The organism is Rhodococcus sp. NJ-530 (assembly GCF_003860625.1).
Lineage (GTDB): Bacteria > Actinomycetota > Actinomycetes > Mycobacteriales > Mycobacteriaceae > Rhodococcus_F > Rhodococcus_F qingshengii.
On record NZ_CP034152.1, the window covers coordinates 4,199,602 to 4,215,226 of the forward strand.

Annotated in this window: 15 protein-coding genes, 1 tRNA gene and 1 pseudogene; 3 read left to right on the top strand and 14 right to left on the bottom strand. The window is 63.3% G+C overall.

Going from position 1 to position 15,625, the window contains the following annotated elements:
• Nucleotides 1-379: 379 nt before the first annotated feature.
• Complete coding sequence (locus EHW12_RS35910) at nt 380-505, top strand: hypothetical protein (protein ID WP_003941303.1); 126 nt, start codon at nt 380-382, stop codon at nt 503-505.
• 82 nt (nt 506-587) lie between these two features.
• Here the strand turns inward: EHW12_RS35910 and EHW12_RS19530 are convergent, their stop codons facing one another.
• The 3 genes and pseudogenes from EHW12_RS19530 to EHW12_RS19535 all read right to left on the bottom strand — a co-directional run bounded on the left by EHW12_RS19530 (nt 588) and on the right by EHW12_RS19535 (nt 2,112).
• Nucleotides 588-1,439, bottom strand: coding sequence for a DNA cytosine methyltransferase (locus EHW12_RS19530; RefSeq protein WP_241199181.1), 852 nt, complete (start codon nt 1,437-1,439; stop codon nt 588-590).
• Nucleotides 1,440-1,447: 8 nt separating this feature from the next.
• Nucleotides 1,448-1,576, bottom strand: a pseudogene (locus EHW12_RS35370) (hypothetical protein); the annotation flags it as partial.
• Nucleotides 1,577-2,041: 465 nt separating this feature from the next.
• Nucleotides 2,042-2,112 (bottom strand) — tRNA-Cys (locus EHW12_RS19535).
• Between the two features lie 233 nt (nt 2,113-2,345).
• Between EHW12_RS19535 and EHW12_RS19540 the strand changes: the two genes are divergently transcribed.
• The gene (locus EHW12_RS19540; RefSeq protein ID WP_125051516.1) at nt 2,346-3,614 is read left to right on the top strand and encodes a multidrug effflux MFS transporter; all 1,269 of its coding nucleotides are present in this window, start codon (nt 2,346-2,348) and stop codon (nt 3,612-3,614) included.
• On the opposite strand, the gene mraY is transcribed toward EHW12_RS19540, so the two are convergent.
• The gene (gene mraY / locus EHW12_RS19545) at nt 3,611-4,687 is read right to left on the bottom strand and encodes a phospho-N-acetylmuramoyl-pentapeptide-transferase (RefSeq protein WP_003941316.1); all 1,077 of its coding nucleotides are present in this window, start codon (nt 4,685-4,687) and stop codon (nt 3,611-3,613) included. The genes EHW12_RS19540 and mraY overlap by 4 nt on opposite strands.
• A gap of 85 nt (nt 4,688-4,772) precedes the next feature.
• Between mraY and EHW12_RS19550 the strand changes: the two genes are divergently transcribed.
• On the top strand, nt 4,773-5,306 hold the full coding sequence (locus tag EHW12_RS19550) for a MarR family transcriptional regulator (protein WP_020970065.1): 534 nt from the start codon (nt 4,773-4,775) through the stop codon (nt 5,304-5,306).
• 77 nt (nt 5,307-5,383) lie between these two features.
• Here EHW12_RS19550 and EHW12_RS19555 read toward each other — a convergent pair whose 3' ends face one another.
• From EHW12_RS19555 to EHW12_RS19600, 10 genes are all read right to left on the bottom strand, one after another.
• Nucleotides 5,384-6,160 carry an enoyl-CoA hydratase gene (locus EHW12_RS19555; RefSeq protein ID WP_003941374.1) on the bottom strand — a complete coding sequence of 259 codons (777 nt, stop codon included), beginning with the start codon at nt 6,158-6,160 and terminating at the stop codon, nt 5,384-5,386.
• Nucleotides 6,160-7,053 carry a 3-hydroxyisobutyrate dehydrogenase gene (gene mmsB, locus EHW12_RS19560; RefSeq protein ID WP_003941308.1) on the bottom strand — a complete coding sequence of 298 codons (894 nt, stop codon included), beginning with the start codon at nt 7,051-7,053 and terminating at the stop codon, nt 6,160-6,162. Before mmsB ends, EHW12_RS19555 begins: the two co-directional genes overlap by 1 nt.
• Nucleotides 7,054-7,076: 23 nt before the next feature.
• Entirely contained in the window at nt 7,077-8,135 is a 1,059-nt protein-coding gene (locus EHW12_RS19565) for an enoyl-CoA hydratase/isomerase family protein (RefSeq protein ID WP_125051518.1), read from the bottom strand.
• Nucleotides 8,132-9,292, bottom strand: coding sequence for an isobutyryl-CoA dehydrogenase (locus EHW12_RS19570; protein ID WP_064075262.1), 1,161 nt, complete (start codon nt 9,290-9,292; stop codon nt 8,132-8,134). Before EHW12_RS19570 ends, EHW12_RS19565 begins: the two co-directional genes overlap by 4 nt.
• Nucleotides 9,293-9,306: 14 nt before the next feature.
• Complete coding sequence (locus tag EHW12_RS19575) at nt 9,307-10,824, bottom strand: CoA-acylating methylmalonate-semialdehyde dehydrogenase (RefSeq protein ID WP_003941275.1); 1,518 nt, start codon at nt 10,822-10,824, stop codon at nt 9,307-9,309.
• Nucleotides 10,825-10,952: 128 nt separating this feature from the next.
• Complete coding sequence (locus EHW12_RS19580) at nt 10,953-11,675, bottom strand: copper homeostasis protein CutC (protein WP_007726141.1); 723 nt, start codon at nt 11,673-11,675, stop codon at nt 10,953-10,955.
• A gap of 1 nt (nt 11,676) precedes the next feature.
• Nucleotides 11,677-12,456 carry a glucosamine-6-phosphate deaminase gene (gene nagB / locus EHW12_RS19585; protein ID WP_007726140.1) on the bottom strand — a complete coding sequence of 260 codons (780 nt, stop codon included), beginning with the start codon at nt 12,454-12,456 and terminating at the stop codon, nt 11,677-11,679.
• The gene (locus EHW12_RS19590) at nt 12,444-13,685 is read right to left on the bottom strand and encodes an N-acetylglucosamine-6-phosphate deacetylase (protein WP_064444071.1); all 1,242 of its coding nucleotides are present in this window, start codon (nt 13,683-13,685) and stop codon (nt 12,444-12,446) included. The genes nagB and EHW12_RS19590 overlap by 13 nt, the downstream gene beginning before the upstream one ends.
• Nucleotides 13,682-15,355 (bottom strand): phosphoenolpyruvate--protein phosphotransferase, encoded by a 1,674-nt coding sequence (gene ptsP / locus EHW12_RS19595; protein ID WP_125051520.1) that lies wholly within the window; start codon nt 15,353-15,355, stop codon nt 13,682-13,684. The genes EHW12_RS19590 and ptsP overlap by 4 nt, the downstream gene beginning before the upstream one ends.
• Nucleotides 15,355-15,624, bottom strand: coding sequence for an HPr family phosphocarrier protein (locus tag EHW12_RS19600; RefSeq protein ID WP_003941322.1), 270 nt, complete (start codon nt 15,622-15,624; stop codon nt 15,355-15,357). Before EHW12_RS19600 ends, ptsP begins: the two co-directional genes overlap by 1 nt.
• Nucleotide 15,625 lies beyond the last annotated feature (1 nt).

Sequence of the window (15,625 nt, forward strand, 5' to 3'; positions counted from 1 at the left end):
TTCACAGGTGGTCACGATTGGGTATCTTGCTTGCAGTGGCACTGGACCACGACCCCAACACATGAAGGATCCAACATGGAGTCTGTCGAAAACGTATTGCCCGAGGGTGTCAAGCTCGAAGACGTCTTGAGTGTCCTCAAGGTCGCAGTTGCGGGCATCGGCCTCATCAGCGCACTTTCGGCATTCAGCTGATCGCAAAGCGTCATCGACAGGCCGGACTTCGGGGAGTCCGGCCTGTTTTTTGTTTACGTTCCTGAACAATCCGTGAACTTTTCAGCAACTTCAGCGCAAAGCGGTCATTTCGACCCAAACAAGCGTCCAGTTTGCTACCTTGTGTCTGCGACACAAGGTCGTACAGAAACACCACGCAGACACAACCTTGTACATACACACCTGTACATACGACACGGAGGACCGAAACATGGGTTCCATCAACACCCTCAGCGCCGTCATCGACATCATCAAGGTCGTCCAGCCGTTGATCGCCAAGCTCAACCTCAGCTGATTCGCTTGCACCACACCCCTGCCAGGGCGTAACTCGAAATGGGGCCGACATCGTCGGCCCCATTTTCCGTAGGTGCTCTATCTCAGCCGAGTGCCTTCTTGATCTCTCCTGCCAGTACCGACGCCAGCTGCGGCGGCACCGCATTGCCGATCATCGTGCGCACCGCTCCCCACTTGCCCTCGAAGACGTAGTCGTCGGGAAAGGTCTGGAGGCGAGCAGCTTCTCGAACGGTCAACGATCGCGTGTGTTTCGGATGCACGTTGCGTGAAGCCGAGATCATCCCGAAAGTGGTTCCGACCGTGGACGCCGGCTCGTCCCACCGGAGGCGCTTGTACGTCGTGTTGTACCCGGACGACGGTCGCATGGCCGGATCTTCGTTGTCGTGCGCCGACATTCCTTCCGGTACATCACGCAGCCACCGCAAGACGTGCTCGGGATGCTCGACGGCCCAGTGCAGCGGGTCCGTCTCGCAAGCCTGCCCGGATTCCAGCGGGGCCAGGTCGACGGTGGCATCGCGAAAAGTCCTAAGCGGCGCAACACCATTCACGCCGTGAGTCTTCGGCGGAAAACGCAGCGGCCCGATACCACTGTCGCGGCGGGTCGCCACGATGAACACTCGTTCCCGGAACTGCGGGACGCCGTAATCCTGCGCATTGACCGTGTTGACCGACGCGTCGTAACCGCATGCAGCCATCTCGCCGAGAATCCGGTCGACGACCATCCCACCGTCCGGGTCTTTCATGCTCAGCAGCAGCCGAACATTTTCCATCACCACGACCTTCGGCCTCACCAGATCGGCGAGCTCGAGTAGGTTCCGGAAGAGATGGTTACGCGGATCGTCGCGGTCTCGCCGGCCGGCGAGACTGAAACCCTGACACGGCGGCCCCCGGCCAACACATCGATATTCACCTGTGCCAGAAGATCTTTCACACAGGCTTCGTCGATCGCCCGGATGTCCTCACCGAGGCACTTCGCGCCGGGGAAGTTCCGATCGAAGGTCGCGCGCGCCTCCGGCACGACTTCGATGTATCCCTCCACCGAAAACCCCGCCATCCGAAAGCCTTCGGCCATACCGCCACAACCGGAGAACGCCGTCAATACGGTGGGGCCACCGTTTCCTGCCCCCGCGACCGCACGCCTGGCCACCGAGGCGGGGTCGTTGACCGGTGTCGCTCGACGCGCACGGGTACTACCGCTCGATCGCTTCCGGGGGGCCGCGTACGTGCCCTCACGCTTGGCTGCTTCCAACGCGGAGAGGGCCGTGAGGACTGCTCGCTCAACCGGTGACTTCGGATATGCCTTGTCGAGTTCCCACGCGGAGACGACTGCTGACGAGACTCCCGCCTGGCGGGCGAACTGGAACTGACTGATCCCCACGTGCAAGCGCCGCGATCGCAGGTCCTGTCCCGAAATCAATTCAGTGCCTCACTCATGTGGTCCGCTCGCTCCGGCAGCCCAGACTATCGCAGCCGACCCCGCGAACCGGGACCACACAAGAGAGACCGGCAGGCGATATGCCTGCCGGTCTCCGACACGAGCGGATGACGGGACTCGAACCCGTGTGAACGGCTTTGCAGGCCGGTGCCTAGCCACTCAGCCACACCCGCGTCAGTGAGTAACTCTGCCCTGAGTGACGATCTCGAACCACAGTTCCGCTCAGCATGATTCGAGTGCGTTCTCGCCAAGCGTTCCAGTCTCTGGGAAAAGTGCGGGCCTTTCGGGAACAAATCGGTCAGTCTCGATGCTGACTCCCTCGGTGGGCGCAGGTCATTCGATTGCGGCCCGAATTTCGCCCGAACGACCGAGCAGTTCGCCAGACCCAGACAACCCAGAAGGTTTCATGAGTGCCGAGAACACCGCCATCGCCCCGCTTGTGAAGGCAGCCCCGCCCGTGAAGGCAGCCCCGCTGGAAACGAGCAGTATCGACCGTAAGCCGAGCGTCGGGAAGATTCTTGCCCTCGGTTCCATGACTGCACTCGGGCCCTTCACCATCGACATGTACCTGCCCGCGCTGCCGGATATCGGTGCCGATCTCGGGGTCTCGTCGTCAACGGTTCAGCTGACCATCACCGGAACTCTCATCGGCCTCGCACTCGGCCAGCTGTTGGTCGGGCCGCTCTCGGACACTCTCGGCCGCAAAAAGCCGCTGCTTGCCGGAATCGGCGTCCATATCCTGGCTTCGCTGCTGGCGGTCTTCGCACCGAGCATCGCGGTCCTCGGCATCCTGCGGGTTTTCCAGGGCATGGGCGCGGCGGCCGCGGCAGTGGTGACCATGGCGATCGTCCGCGACCTCTACAGCGGTAACACCGTTGCCGTTGTGATGAGCCGGCTGATGCTCGTGCTCGGCGTTGCGCCGATCCTGGCGCCCAGCATCGGTGGCGCCCTCCTCGTCGCCCTCGACTGGCGCGGGATCTTCGTCGTACTGGCACTGATCGGCGTCGGCACAGCGATGATCGGTGCGTTCGGACTGTCCGAAACACTGCCGAAGGAAAAGCGTCGCCCGAGCGGATTGACGTCGGTTCTCCGCACCTACGGTTCGCTGCTCGGCGACCGCACGTTCATGGTCCTGACGCTTGTCTCCAGCGTCGGCATGGCGTCGTTGTTCGCGTATGTCTCGGGCGCGTCGTTCGTCTATCAGGATCAGTACGGCCTCAACGAGCAGGAGTTCGCACTGCTCTTCAGTGCGGGCGCGATTGCGTTGATCGGCGCTTCGCAGGTCAACGTCCGACTGCTCGACCGGTGGACTCCCCAGCAGATCACCAAGTGGGCCCTCGTGGCTGCCGTTGTCTCCGGGGCCGTCGTCATTGCTGTCGCGGTCCTGGAACTGGGCGGGCTCGCCGGATTCGTGATCGCACTGTGGGTCATGGCCGGTGCCATCGGGTTCGTTCTGCCCAACGCCCCGGCACTGGCGCTCGCTCGTCACGGCGAAGCGGCCGGTACTGCCGCCGCAATGCTCGGTGCATTCCAGTTCGGCGTCGGTGCGGCCATCGCGCCGGCCGTCGGCCTAATGGGAAACACGAGCACAGCCCTGGCCGTCACGATGACGACGTGTGTGTCGCTCGGTCTGATCGCTCTTCTGGCTACGACCCGAAAGAGTGAATCGGTCTAACCGGCAGCGGAGAACCACTCGCTGTAGAAGGTGGCAAGTCCCAGGACGCACGAGATCGCGACGAAGATCCAGAATCTTGCGATCACGACGGTTTCCGGCCAACCGAGTAACTCGAAGTGATGATGGATCGGGGCCATCTTGAATACGCGTCGACCGGACGATCGGAAGACCAGAACCTGGATGATCACCGACAGGATCTCAGCGACGAACAGGGCGCCGATGATGACCATCAGCAGCTCGGTGTGCGTCGTGACGGACAGGCCGACAACCAGGCCGCCGAGTGCCAAGGAGCCGGTGTCGCCCATGAAGATCTGAGCCGGGGCGGCATTCCACCAGAGGAAGCCGAGGCACGCCCCGCCTGCTGCGGCAGCGACGATCGCTAGATCGAGAGGGTCACGAACGTCGTAGCAACCGGCGGCAGGCTCGAGGACACACGAGTTCCGGTACTGCCAACCGGCGATGACGACGTAGGTCCCCAGGATCATGCCCATCGAACCGGCCGCGAGACCGTCGAGGCCGTCGGTGAAATTGACGGCGTTGGACCAGGCGAACACCAGAATGCAGAAGAAGACCACAAAGCCGATGGCACCCATGGAGAACACCGAGATGTCACGAACATGGGACAGGTACTGGCTTCCGGGAGTGACTCCGTTGTTGTTGGAGAACTGCAGGAACAAAATGCCGAAGATGATGGCACTCGCCAGCTGACCGACGGTCTTCGCTGTCTTGTTGAGCCCGAGATTGCGCTTCTTACGGATCTTGATGAAGTCGTCGAGAAAGCCGACGATTCCCAGTGACGTGGCGAGCGCGAGAACCAGCCAACCGGATGCAGACAGCCGCGGTAGCCGCGAGCCGAATCCGATGATGTGTGCCGCCAGGTAGCCCGCCCACATACCGGCGATGATCGCGATCCCGCCCATCGACGGGGTGCCACGCTTGCCCTGATGACTCTGCGGACCCTCGATCCGAATCTCGTGCCCGAGCCCCTGCCGCGAAAGCACACGAATGAGAAACGGAGTCAGGAAGAGCGCGACGAACAACGAGACGCCACCCGCTACGAGGATTGAAATCACCCGTGGGACTCTACAGACGTAAGCGGCTGCGACACACAATCAGACAAGGCACCCGACCGCTTGCCAGCATGGGATGATCGAACTTATGTCTCCCCCCGCGCCGCTCCCCCTCGACCCCATCGAAGAGGCGCATCGTCAGTGGACGAAGCACGGTTGGAGCGATGTCGCCGACGGTATGGCTGCGGTCACGTCGGTGATGCGTGCGCAGCAGATCATGATGGCGCGGGTCGAAGAGGTACTCAAGCCTCTCGGGCTGACCTTCGCCCGCTACGAACTGCTGACGCTTCTCACCTTCACCAGGTCGGGCGCACTCCCGATGGCCAAGGCAAGTGCCCGACTCCAGGTTCACCCCACCAGCGTCACCAATGCCGTCGACCGTTTGGAGAAAGCGGAGTTGGTCAGGCGGGTCCCGCATCCCAGCGATCGCCGTGCAACGCTCATCGAGATCTCGGACGCCGGTCGCGCACTGGCCCTCGAAGCGACCGAAATGCTCAACAGCAAGGTGTTCGCTCACCCCGGACTCCAGCAGGACAAGCTCGAGCAATTGGTGACGATCCTCACTGAACTTCGCAAGACTGCGGGTGACTTCGACACCGGCGGCGCACCGACCAAGTGGTGAACCGACCACCCGTACACACAAAGAAACTGCCCTCACACTCTCGACGAGTGTGAGGGCAGTTTCAGCGCTGTTGAAATTCAGCGGTGCTTGAATTCTGCCGACCGCTTCTCCACGAACGCGGTCATGCCTTCCTTCTGATCCTCCGTCGCGAAGGTCGAGTGGAACACCCGACGCTCGAAGCGGACGCCCTCGGCGAGGGTGGTCTCGAAGGAGCGGTTGACTGCTTCCTTGGCCATCATCGCAATCGGCAGCGACATCTCGGCGATGGTGGTTGCGGTCTTCAAGGCATCGTCGAGCAGATCGGCAGCCGGAACGATCCGGGCAACCAGGCCTGCACGTTCGGCTTCTTCTGCGTCCATGTTGCGGCCGGTGAGGCACAGCTCCATGGCCTTGGCCTTGCCCACGGCGCGCGTAAGGCGCTGCGAGCCACCGATACCCGGAATGACACCGAGCTTGATCTCGGGCTGGCCGAACTTCGCGGTATCCGAAGCGATGATGAAATCGCAGAGCATCGCAAGCTCGCAGCCACCACCGAGCGCGTATCCGGAGACGGCGGCGATCAGCGGCTTACGAGCTGCTGCGACGCGATCCCACGGGGTGAAGAAATCCTCGACGTATGCGTCCATGTACGTCTTGGACTGCATTTCCTTGATGTCGGCACCGGCGGCGAAGGCGCGCTCGGAACCGGTGATCAGGATGGCTCCGATGCCGTTGTCCGCTTCGAGGTCGGCAACCGCGGCGACGACCTCGTTCATCAGCTCGGAGTTCAGCGCGTTGAGAGCCTTCGGGCGGTTGAGCGTGATGACGCCGACGCGACCCTTACGCTCGAGGATGATGGTGTTGAAGTCGGTCACTACTGTCCTTCGGTCGAACGGTCACGGATGTCGTTGATGATGGCAGAGAAGTCCTGACCGCCACCGCCCGCGGCATGGAAGCGACTGTAGAGTTCGGCGGCCTTGAGTCCGATCTCTGCATCGACGCCGTTGTTGCGCAACGCATTTGCTGCCAGACCCAGGTCCTTGTCCATCAGTGCAACAGCAAAGCCGGGCTGGTAGTCGTTGTTGGCCGGGCTGGTGGGCACAGGTCCCGGAACCGGGCAGTTGGTGGTCAGTGCCCAGCACTGTCCCGAGGCGTTGGACGCCACGTCGAAGAGCGCCTGGTTGCTCAGGCCGAGCTTTTCGCCCAACACGAACGCCTCGCTGATCGCGATCATCGAAATGCCGAGGATCATGTTGTTGCAGATCTTGGCTGCCTGGCCGACACCGGCGTCGCCGCAGTGAACGACCTTGCGGCCCATCACGTCCAGCAACGGTGACGCGGCTTGGAAGTCAGCCTCGGAACCGCCGACCATGAATGCCAGCGTGCCTGCGGTAGCTCCGACGACTCCACCGGAGACCGGAGCGTCGACGCTGCGGTGACCGGCCGCTTCGGCCTTGTCGTGTGCCTCGCGGGCGTCGGCGACGTCGATGGTGGAACAGTCGATGAACAGGGTGCCCGGTGTTGCCACCGGCAGCAGCTCTTCGTACAGACCCAGAACGTGCTTACCGCTCGGCAGCATCGTGATCACGACGTCGGCACCGCGAACGGCGTCGACCGCCGAATCCGCCACCGATGCACCGTCTTTGACTGCCTGCTCCAGCGCCGCAGGTGCCAGGTCGAAACCGACGACCTTGTGTCCGGCCTTGACAAGATTGGCCGCCATCGGGCCACCCATGTGACCGAGTCCGATAAATCCAATGGTGCTCATTAGTGATGCTCCTTCGGCGGTGATCAGTTGCCTTGCGGTTGAGGGGCGAGTCCGAGCTCGTTGTCGCCCAGCCGGGCGAAGTAGGCGTCGACGGATTCTGCCGTGACGTCGTCGAGAGTTGCCGGCAACCACTTCGGGTTTCGGTCCTTCTCCACGACCTGGGCGCGAATGCCCTCGACCAGATCGTGTGAGGCGAGCGCAGCGGTCGAGACCCGGAACTCCTCGTTGAGGACTTCTTCCAAGCTTGCTGCTTCCTTGGCATGCCGCAGAGATCGCAGGGTCACCGACAGTGCAATCGGGGACTTGCCGAGAATCTGCTCCGCTGCCTTCTCAGCTTCGGGGATTCCACTTGCGCGAAGACGCTCGACGATGGTGGATACGTCGTCGGCGGAGTACGCGGCGTCGATCCAGCTCTGCTGGGCCAACAGTTCCGACACCGGAGCCGGCTCCGCGTACTGCGCCACGGCGTCGGCAACCGAAGACGACGCGAGTGCGGCGATGAACGTCTCGATGTTCTCCGACGGGATGAAGTGGTCAGCGAAACCTGCTGCGATGGCATCGCCGGCGCTCAGTCGCGCCGTGGTGAGCGCGATGTGCGTCCCGAGTTCACCGGGAGCACGCGAGAGCAGGTAAGTTCCGCCCACGTCTGGAATGAAACCGATTCCGGTCTCGGGCATTCCGATCATCGAGCGCTCGGTCACGATGCGAATGTCGCCGTGTGCGGACACTCCGACGCCACCGCCCATGACGATCCCGTCCATGATCGCGACGTACGGCTTCGGGTAGTTCGCGATCTCGGAGTTGAGGATGTACTCCTCACGCCAGAAGTCGAGCGAACCGGTCTTGCCGTCCTTGGCGTCATGGTAGATCGAGACGATGTCGCCGCCGGCGCACAGACCACGCTCGCCGGCGCCCGTGAGTACGACTGCCTTGACGTCGTCGTCGGACTTCCATTCCTCGAGGGCCTTGGCCATCGCCTTGACCATCGAGTGGTTGAGGGCGTTGATCGCCTTGGGACGGTTGAGAGTGATGAGCCCCAGTCCGTCACGCTTTTCGATCAATACCTCGAGCTCGTCGCTCATGCTGCTCCCTGCTTTCCCTGACCTGATGCGACCACGCTGCGGGCGATGACCACCCTCATGATCTCGTTGCTGCCTTCGAGGATCTGATGAACCCGAAGATCGCGGACGATCTTCTCGATCCCGTACTCAGCAAGATAGCCGTACCCGCCGTGAAGCTGGAGGGCCTTGTTGGCTACGTCGAATCCGGTGTCGGTGGCAAAGCGCTTGGCCATCGCACACAACTCCACGACGTCGGACGCTCCGTCTTCGAGTGCGGCAGCGGCGCGCCACAGCAACGTCCTGGCCGCTTCGAGTTCGGTACGCATGTCGGCGAGCTGGAACTGCAGGGCCTGCGACTCGATCAGTGCCGAACCGAAAGCTTTGCGGTCCACCAGATATGCGACTGCCTTCTCCAGCGCTGCCTGGGCCCCACCAACCGAACAGGCGGCGATGTTCAGCCGGCCGCCGTTGAGACCTTTCATGGCGATGCGGAATCCGCTGCCCTCTTCACCGAGCATGTTGGCGGCAGGAACTCGCACGTCTTCGAAGATCACCTGACGGGTGGGCTGCGCGTTCCAGCCCATCTTGATCTCGTTGGCACCGAACGACAGTCCGGGCGAATCCTTGGGCACGATGAACGCCGAGATCCCCTTGGCACCGGCAGATCCGGTGCGTGCCATCACGACGTACACGTCGGAAGTGCCTGCGCCGGAAATGAACTGCTTGACGCCGTTGAGGATGTAGTCGTCGCCGTCACGAACGGCCTTGGTGCTCAGGCCCGCAGCATCGGAGCCAGCGCCGGGTTCGGTGAGGCAGTAGCTGCCCAGTTGATCCATCGAGCAGAGTCCGGGAACCCACTTGTGGCGCTGTTCGTCGTTGCCGAACTGGTCGATCATCCACGTGACCATGTTGTGGATGGAGATGTACGCGGCGATCGACGGATCGCCCTTGGCCAGCTCTTCGAAGATCCGGGCAGCGTCGACGCGACTCAGCTCACTGCCACCCACGTCTTCACGAATGTAGATACCGCCCATTCCCAGGGACGCCGCCTTACGGAGGACGTCCACCGGGAAATGCTTGGTCTGATCCCACTCCACTGCGTTGGGCGCCAGATGCTCGGCCGCAAAGTCGCGGGCAGTGTCACGAATCGCCCGCTCGTCATCGGTCAGAGTAAACATGGAAAGTGTTCCGATCAGTTCATCGTGGGGATGACGAAGTGGTTGGTCTCTTCCTTCTTGCCGGAAGGCCAGCGCTGCGTCACGGTCTTGGTCTTGGTGTAAAAGCGGAAGGAGTCGGGACCGTGCTGGTTCAGGTCACCGAATCCGGAGCGCTTCCAGCCACCGAAGGTGTGGTACGCGATCGGGACCGGGATCGGCACGTTCACGCCGACCATGCCGACGTTGACGCGAGCGGTGAAGTCACGCGCGGTGTCGCCGTCGCGGGTGAAGATGGAGACGCCGTTGCCGTACTCGTGTTCGGTCGGAAGACGCAGTGCCTCTTCGTAATCGGCAGCGCGGACCACCTGAAGGACGGGTCCGAAGATCTCTTCCTTGTAGATGCGCATGTCCGAGGTGACGTTGTCGAACAGGGTTGCGCCGGCGAAGAATCCACCTTCGTGGCCTTCGAGGGTGAAGCCGCGGCCGTCGACGACTGCCGTTGCGCCCTCGTCGATGCCGATCTGCACGTAGTTGTTGACGCGGTCGAGGGCATCCTGGCAAACGAGCGGTCCGAAATCGACGCCTTCGTCGTCACTGCGACCGATCTTGAGCTTCGCGACGCGCTCCTTCAGCTTCGCAACAAGAGCGTCCGCGGTCTCCTCGCCGACGGGAACGGCAACCGAGATGGCCATGCAACGCTCGCCGGCGCTGCCGTAGCCTGCACCGATCAGGGCGTCGGCAACCTCGTCGAGGTCGGCGTCCGGCATGACGATCGCGTGGTTCTTGGCGCCACCGAAGCACTGTGCGCGCTTGCCGTGAGCTGCGGCCGTCTCGTAGATGTACTGAGCGATCGGCGTGGAGCCGACGAAGCCGACGGCTTTGATGCGGTCGTCGGTGAGCAGGACGTCGACAACTTCCTTGTCACCGTTGACCACGTTGAACACACCTGCGGGCAGTCCTGCTTCGAGGAACAGCTCGGCCAGGCGCAGCGGGACGGAGGGGTCACGCTCGGAGGGCTTGAGGATGAAGGCGTTACCGGCGGCGAGGGCGGGGCCGGCCTTCCACAGCGGGATCATCGCGGGGAAGTTGAAGGGCGTGATGCCGGCAACGACGCCGAGCGGCTGACGCATGGAGTACACGTCGATGCCGGTGCCGGCACTCTCGGTGAATTCACCCTTGAGCAGGTGCGGAGCGCCGACGGCGAACTCGATGACCTCGAGGCCGCGCTGGATGTCACCCTTGGCGTCGGCGACGGTCTTGCCATGCTCGGACGAGAGGAGGCGGGCCAGAGAATCCATCTCGGCCTGAGCGAGCTGCAGGAACTTCATCAGCACGCGGGCACGCTTCTGCGGGTTGAACGCTGCCCACACCTGCTGCGCCTCTTCGGCATTGGCGATGATGGCTTCGGTCTCGGCCTTGCTCGCGAGGGGAACGCGGGCCTGCACCTTGCCGGTGTTGGGATCGAACACGTCCGCAAATCGATCAGATGTCCCGGGAACACGCTTGCCACCGACGAAGTGCGTCAACTCGTGAACCGTCGCATTTTCAACCATTGTGCTAACCCGTTCCTTGCTCGTATGGACCGCCCAGGAGGCAGCAGTGAATATGTCTACCATCCTATAGTTGGATGTCCATGTATGTCTAGAGCCCAAGGGCTGTGCGCCTTTATTAACCGCGGGGGTTAATAAAGGCGCACAGCGCGGAGCGCGGCTGCCGCTTCCTGCGCGACTACTGCATCGGTGACGTCGTATCCGTCCGATCCCCCACCAGGTCCGCCGGAAACTGCGACAACCTTGCGCGCCGAGAGATGCACCGCATCGACGCCGACGGCAGCGATTGCCGGGATGTCGTCGACGGTTATTCCGCCACCGGCCATGATCTGGATCCGGCCCGCGGCATGTTCGACCATTCGACCGATCTCGTCGAGTCCCTCATTGCAAGTGTCCGCACCCCCGGACGTCAGCACGCGGGTCACGCCCAGGTCGATCAGTTCGTCCAGCGCGGTCAGACGGTCGGTCACCACGTCCATCGCACGATGTACTGTCACCTCGACTCTCGCCCGGTCCACGCATCCGATGATGCGGCGCAGCACGACGGTGTCGATCGAATTGTCTTCTGTCAGCGCGCCGATCACGATGCCGGAAGCTCCACCGGCCACAGCAGCATGTACGTCGTGCTCCATCACCCACACTTCGTCGGGTGAGAACACAAAACCTCCGGCGCGCGGACGGATCAGCGGGTGAACCGCGATCCCCACGTCCGACACAGCCTCGATCACTCCGATGCTGGGCGTCAATCCCCCCGTCGGGCCGAGTGCCGCACACAACTCGACTCGAGTCGCTCCCACCGAACGCGCGATCCTCGCCCCCCGCACGTCCTGCACAGCCAGCTCCAGAACCGTCATGTCAGAAGGACTGCCACGACGGCTTGTGTTCGAGCGCATACCGGTAGTAGTCGGCAAGTTTGAGTGAACTGGCCGCAGCTTCGTCGATGACGACGGTGACATGGCGATGCAATTGCATCACCGAAGCCGGGCAGAAAGCAGACAACGGACCTTCGACGGCAGCGGCGATCGCGTCAGCCTTGCCTTCTCCGGTCGCGATCATCACCAGATGCCTTGCATCGCTGATGGTTCCGAGCCCCTGGGTGAGCACGTGATGTGGGACGTCGTCCACACCGTCGAAGAAGCGTGCGTTGTCGATCCGGGTCTGCTCGGTCAGCGTCTTCACGCGGGTTCTCGAGGTCAACGACGATCCGGGCTCGTTGAAGCCGATGTGGCCGTCGGTACCGATGCCGAGCAACTGCACGTCCACTCCCCCGGCCGCCGCGATGCTCTGGTCGTACCGGGCGATCTCCTGCTCCGGGCACGGCGCTTCACCGTTGGGACTGGACACCATCGCGGGATCCAGGTTGACGTGATCGACGAACTCCGACCGAATCACCGAGTAGTACGACTGCGGATGGCGTTTCGGCAATCCCAGGTACTCGTCGAGCAGGAATGCCCGAGCCAGCGAGAAGTCGAGTTCGGCGTCGCGATGCCTCGCTGCCAGTTCACGATAGGTTCCGATCGGCGACGACCCCGTTGCGAGACCGAGCGTCGTCGCCCCGGCTCTGACGTAGCCTTCGACGATGTCCGCGACGGTCGAGTCGACCTCCGCGGGTGTCGGCTGAATTACGATTTCCATGATTTTTCCTCTCCGGCGGCTTTTCCGCCGAGTAGTACACGCCCCAGGCGCAATTGACGATCGGTGACCACGATGTCGGCCCGGCAGCCCACGGCCAGCGATCCGATCAGGTCGCCAAGTCCCAGCAGACGCGCTGGGCTCCGAGTTGCCGCTGCGACAGCATCTTCCAGCGCGACACCGCCGTCAAAGACAGTGCTGCGAAGCACGTCGAGCAATCTTGCAGTCCCTCCGGCGATGGCACCGGAACTGCCGTCGGTGGTCGCGAGTCTTGCTACACCGTCGGCAACCGTGACGTCGAGCGCACCGAGTTGGTAGTCGCCGTCGTCCATTCCCGCCGCGGCCATCGAATCACTGACCAAGGCGATCTGGTCCGGTCCGACAGCGTCGAAGACCATCGACACGGTCTCGGGCGCAAGATGCACACCGTCTGCGATCAGTTCCACCACCATCTCGCCTCTCGCGGCAGCCGCCAGGCACGCCGCGACGGGACCCGGAGATCGATGGTGCAGGGGCGGCATCCCGTTGAAGAGGTGGGTCGCGCTGATCTGTCCGGCCCAATCCCCGTGCACCGCAGCATCGATGCGCGCCGACGTCGTTGCCGCGTCGGCATCGGTGTGACCGAAACTCGGCACGATGTTGCGATGACGCATGATCGCGAGCAACTCTTCGAAATTCTCGGTCTCGGGCGCCAAGGTCATGGACCGCACGGTCCCACGCGCGGCGTCACACACGGCTTCGAGCAGATCCGGATCACCGGGAATGATCGCCGCCGGATCCTGGGCACCGCAGCGGACGCCGTTGATGAACGGCCCCTCGAGGTGGATACCCAGAAGTTCTCCGCGTTCGACCAGATCAGCGAGCATCGTTGCTTGTCGCACCAGATCTGCGCGCGGTGCGGAGACCAGGCTGGCCAGCATTCCGGTCGTGCCGTGCTCGCAATGGTGCGCCGCCGCGCGGCTCGCTCCATCGGCGTCGGTGTTCGGGAAACCAGCACCCGCGGCGCCGTGGCTGTGGACATCGATCAAGCCGGGCATGATCACCGCGTCGGTGCGTTCCGGAATGACGACGACGGGTGTGGACGCCACATAGTCCGCAGCCGAGCCGACCCAACTGATCTTTTCGCCGTCCACGACGACGACTCCGTCGTGAATCTTCCCGGCCGGAGATCCGATCACAGTTCCCCGCAATACGATCGGATCGCCGACAGCAGCCGAGCCTGATGTACTCATGCCGACTCGCGAATCCGCGCGACGGCCGCTCTACCCTCGATCGGGTTTCGCGCGCCCCGCGCCGCCGCGGCCATGTCCTTGCACACCGCCAGATCGAGAGAGGCCAGTTGCGCGCGAACTGCGCCCAATGCCGGGACCGACATCGACAGACTCGTCACGCCCAAACCGACCAGAACCGGAGCCAACAGCGGGTCAGACGCGGATTCTCCGCACACACCAACAGGTTTTCCGGCATCGGCGCCCGCCTGACCGACCATCGCGATCAGATCGAGGACCGCCGGCTGCCACGGATCGAGCAGCTGCGCCAGACCTCCGGCCATACGATCCACGGCGCAGGTGTACTGGCTCAGATCATTGGTCCCGATACTGACAAAATCGAGGTGCTCGAGGATATCCTTCGCCCGCAACGCTGCAGCTGGAACCTCGATCATTGCTCCGACCTTGCCGATCCCCCGCGAACGCGCAAGTTCTGCAAAGTCTTTCGCCTCGTCGGCCGTAGCTACCATCGGCGCCATGACCCACAGATCGGCGCCCGTCGCATTGCCTGCCGCCGCGAGGGCGTCGAGCTGGCAGATGAGTGTGTCGGGATAAACCGTGCCGACACGGAGCCCGCGGATACCAAGGGCCGGATTCTCCTCGACCCCGAGATCGAGAAACGGCAACGGCTTGTCCGAACCCGAATCGAGAGTGCGGACCACCACCTTCTGTCCGGCGAAGTGCCCGAGCACCGACGCGTACGTCTGTGCTTGCTCCTCCACCGACGGTGCGTCGTGACGCCCGAGATACGAGAATTCGGTACGGAACAGTCCGACGCCCTCGCAATCCGCCGCTCCGGCCCGCGCGGCGTCCTCGAGGGTTCCGATGTTGGCCGACAACCTCACCGCGAACCCGTCACGCGTGCGTCCTGGACCCTGTGCCGAAGCCGACTGCTCTGCCACGAACGATGCTTCGAGGACTGCGCGCTCGCGCGTTTCTGCCGAGGGATCGATGGTGACCGTCCCGGTGGTGCCGTCGAGGATGAGAAGTTTCCCCTCCGCCAGCAGATCGGTTCCCGAGCAGTTGACCACGGCCGGGATTCCGAGCGACTTCGCCAAGATAGCCGTATGGCTGGTCGGACCTCCTTCGGCAGTCAACAATCCGACCACGTCACTGGTGCCCAGCGTCGCCGTATCCGCCGGAGCGAGGTCGCGCGCCACCAGTATGTACGGGTAACCGGGAGTGGGGATTCCGGGCATCGGCTCCCCTCGAAGAACGGCCACGGCTCGCTGCCCGAGATCGCGCAGATCGGTTGCCCGTTCGGCCATGTACCCGCCGAGCGCCGTGAGCTTTTCACAGAAGGCGTCGAAGGCGACTGCGACGGCGTGTGCGGTCGGCAGCCCCGATTCCAGGTTCGCCTTGGCCGCCTTCACGATGCCCGCGTCGCGCGCCATCGCAGCCGACGTCGTCAGGATCTCCGCGGAGACGCCCTCGACTGTCTTTGCACGCGAGAGCAGTTCCTCCGCGACGGCGTCCAGTGCCTCACGGATCCTGATCAGCTCTGCCTCGGGACTGCCCGTGATCGGGTCCGCCGCCGAGGTCGGCTCAGGCGTGGAGAATCGCAACCACGGCGCGCAGACCGAACCCGCGCTCACTCCGATACCCGCGATGCGGTTGTCCACACTCGCCGTCATCAGGCTTCGTCCAGTTCGGATGCGAGAAGCTCTGCGAGCGAACCGACCGCAGCGTCGGCGCCGTCACCGTCAGCACGCAAGGTCACCGAATCCCCGAATGCTGCACCGAGAGTCATGACAGACAACATGCTGGAGGCATCGACGGGTTCGCCGTCGCCGAGCGCGATGGTGACGTCTACCGGTAGATCGGCTGCGGCGCGCGCGAAGAGCGCTGCGGGTCGTGCGTGGAGTCCGACGCGGGATCCGATTGTCGTGGTTGCGATCGCCATG

Excerpts from the sequence above, each read along its gene's own strand:
- ptsP (WP_125051520.1), bottom strand. The coding sequence starts at position 15,355 with ATGACGGCGAGTGTGGACAACCGCATCGCGGGTATCGGAGTGAGCGCG.
- EHW12_RS19550 (WP_020970065.1), top strand. The coding sequence starts at position 4,773 with ATGTCTCCCCCCGCGCCGCTCCCCCTCGACCCCATCGAAGAGGCGCAT.
- EHW12_RS19570 (WP_064075262.1), bottom strand. The coding sequence starts at position 9,292 with ATGTTTACTCTGACCGATGACGAGCGGGCGATTCGTGACACTGCCCGC.
- mmsB (WP_003941308.1), bottom strand. The coding sequence starts at position 7,053 with ATGAGCACCATTGGATTTATCGGACTCGGTCACATGGGTGGCCCGATG.
- EHW12_RS19590 (WP_064444071.1), bottom strand. The coding sequence starts at position 13,685 with ATGAGTACATCAGGCTCGGCTGCTGTCGGCGATCCGATCGTATTGCGG.
- EHW12_RS19565 (WP_125051518.1), bottom strand. The coding sequence starts at position 8,135 with ATGAGCGACGAGCTCGAGGTATTGATCGAAAAGCGTGACGGACTGGGG.
- EHW12_RS19575 (WP_003941275.1), bottom strand. The coding sequence starts at position 10,824 with ATGGTTGAAAATGCGACGGTTCACGAGTTGACGCACTTCGTCGGTGGC.
- EHW12_RS19580 (WP_007726141.1), bottom strand. The coding sequence starts at position 11,675 with ATGACGGTTCTGGAGCTGGCTGTGCAGGACGTGCGGGGGGCGAGGATC.
- EHW12_RS19540 (WP_125051516.1), top strand. The coding sequence starts at position 2,346 with ATGAGTGCCGAGAACACCGCCATCGCCCCGCTTGTGAAGGCAGCCCCG.
- EHW12_RS19600 (WP_003941322.1), bottom strand. The coding sequence starts at position 15,624 with ATGGCGATCGCAACCACGACAATCGGATCCCGCGTCGGACTCCACGCA.
- nagB (WP_007726140.1), bottom strand. The coding sequence starts at position 12,456 with ATGGAAATCGTAATTCAGCCGACACCCGCGGAGGTCGACTCGACCGTC.